We start from the raw sequence: 1,705 nt of genomic DNA, 5'->3' as shown, positions 1-1,705 counted from the left end.
CCGCCCGTTCGGGGTGCCGTGACGTACGGCTGCTCGCGCGGGCCGGCGCCGACTCCGCGGCCTGGCACGCGGACGTGCTGCGCCGGGCGGGCGTGCGCCCGCTGCTGGCCGTGGACGAGGAGGTGCCGACCGGCACCGTGGTGGCCCTGGTCGACCCGTCCTCGGAGCGCACCTTCCTCACCGACGGCGGGGCCGTCCTGCGGCTGGCCCCCGGCGACTGGTCGGCGTCGCTGCTCGACGGCGTGGCCCGGCTCCACGTGTCCGGCTACCTCCTCTTCGCGCCGACGAGCAGGGCCACGGCTCTCCTGGCCGTCGGGGAGGCCCGCCGGCGCGGTGTCCCGGTGAGCGTGGACCCCGCTTCGACGGGCTTCCTCACCGAGTTGGGGACGGTGTCCTTCCTCGACCTGGTCGCGGGTGTGGACCTGCTCGTGCCCAACGCGGACGAGGCCCGGCAGCTGACGGGGCTGCCCGACCCGGCCGACGCCGCCGCCGAACTGAGCCGCCACGCCGGCCTGGTCGCCGTGACCCTCGGCGACCGGGGTGTCCTGCTCGCGGCCGAAGGCGCGGTGACCGCCCGCGTGCCCGCGCCCGAGGTCCGTGTCCCGGTGGACTCGACGGGTGCGGGGGACGCCTTCACCGGCGGCTTCCTCGCGGCCCTGATGGCGGGGGCGGACGAGGCGGAGGCCGCCGCGGCGGGCTGCCGGGCGGGGTCCGAGGCGGTCACCCGGACCGGCGGCCGTCCAGGGCCCCGCCCCTGACTGCTCCCTGGCGGCCGGTCCCGGTGCCGGGGGGCCGTGCCCTGCGGGGATCCGCCCGGAACCGGCCGGGCCCGCTGTGCCGGCGGGCACTTCGGAGAGCGCGGCGGAGGGTGCGCGTCGGGGTGCGACCGGCCGGCCGGGTGGGGCGGCCCTGCCGCACCGGTCCGCACGGGCTTTCAGGCGCCCAGCCCGGTCCACGCCGGGTGGTTCGGGTCGTCGGCGCGGACGGCCACATCGGCGCGGACGGCGGGCTCCACCTCGTCCTCGTACCGCGCGAAGGCGGGCAGCGTCCACCGGTCGTCCTCCTCGGTGCGCCGCCGCAACGCACCCGGCGAGAGGCCGATATGGACACTGAGGTCGAAGGGGAACCAGTGCCCGAGGAGCAGCGGGCCGTGCAGGATCAGCACCCCGCCCTCCGGCAGCGTGCGGTAGGGGCTCCGGGTCGCCCGGTCCGTCACGGGGTCCCAGAGGTCGGGCAGCACCCGGCCGCTGCCGCCGGGTTCCAAGGGGCGGAACACCTCGCGCCACAGGGCTCCGGTGTCGAACCAGCTGTCGGCGTACGAGTCGGGGTCCTTCCTGCCGTACTCGAAGCGCAGACTGGCCGGGCGCAGGAAGCCGCCGGTGGAGACGGTGAGTACGGCACGGCCGCGCGAGCGCAACGCTTCGGCGACGCGGGCGGCCTGGTCTCCGGGGCGGGCGGCCGGGGCGCCGTCGACACCGACCTTGAGCCAGGGACCGCCGTCGGCCGGTCGGAGGCCGTCGGCGTGCTCGGCCAGGGAGTGGGCCAGCCGTTCCCAGGTGATCGGTTCGAGTCGCACCCGTCCATCATGCCCCCGCGGGGCGCCGCGACCTCAGGCTGGATCCACCGAGACCTGGGCCGATGGGACAGGCTCCGGGCGCTGTTCCACCCGGGAGCGCAGATCGAGATCACCTGGTTCGAGGGGGCG

General features: G+C 77.1%; 2 protein-coding genes. One reads left to right on the top strand and one right to left on the bottom strand.

What is annotated here, in order from left to right; translation table 11 throughout:
- Positions 1-758: PfkB family carbohydrate kinase (locus ABZ371_RS32370; RefSeq protein WP_358686464.1), on the top strand; the 758-nt coding region annotated here is incomplete at its 5' end.
- A gap of 176 nt (positions 759-934) precedes the next feature.
- Here the strand turns inward: ABZ371_RS32370 and ABZ371_RS32365 are convergent.
- Entirely contained in the window at positions 935-1,576 is a 642-nt protein-coding gene (locus ABZ371_RS32365; protein WP_358686462.1) for a uridine kinase, read from the bottom strand.
- Positions 1,577-1,705: the final 129 nt, after the last annotated feature.

It is taken from the genome of Streptomyces sp. NPDC005899 (genome assembly GCF_040629645.1).
Classification (GTDB): Bacteria; Actinomycetota; Actinomycetes; order Streptomycetales; family Streptomycetaceae; genus Streptomyces.
This window is presented reverse-complemented; position numbering and strand designations above follow the sequence as displayed.